The sequence below is a fragment of the Pseudomonas sp. HY2-MNA-CIBAN-0224 genome, from assembly GCF_040310285.1.
Taxonomy (GTDB): domain Bacteria; phylum Pseudomonadota; class Gammaproteobacteria; order Pseudomonadales; family Pseudomonadaceae; genus Aquipseudomonas; species Aquipseudomonas helleri.
The window spans coordinates 1-356 of sequence record NZ_JBEOPQ010000258.1 but is presented as its reverse complement, the minus strand read 5'-3'; the positions used below and the strand labels follow the sequence as shown (position 1 = coordinate 356).

1 protein-coding gene is annotated in these 356 nt (G+C 51.7%); it reads right to left on the bottom strand.

What is annotated here, in order from left to right:
* The coding region (locus AAEZ03_RS26300) for a tRNA lysidine(34) synthetase (RefSeq protein ID WP_350582694.1) at window positions 1–356 on the bottom strand (356 nt) is incomplete at both ends.

Here is a 356-nt window from a genome sequence, read left to right as displayed (position 1 = left end):
CCAAGGTCGCCACAATATATTTCGCCGCCTACCTTGCGTCTGTAGATGCCATGGCTGCATACCCGACAAGCCATTCACCCCAGCGCCTTGAATCAACCGCATCAGTACCGTTTCTGCTTGGTCATCGGCATGATGCGCTAAGAGCAACACATCGTCTTGATTGAGTTGCGCTCGCATAACGTCATAGCGCGCTTGCCTAGCGGCTTGCTCATCATGACCGTCCACTTGCGCTGATAAAATCCGACAAGGTATCTCTTGAGCCTCCGCCCATTTCGCCACATGCTTCGCCCAGATGCCACTGTCCACTTGTAGACCATGATTAACATGCAGTAATTGCGGCAAAAATGGCAATTTAC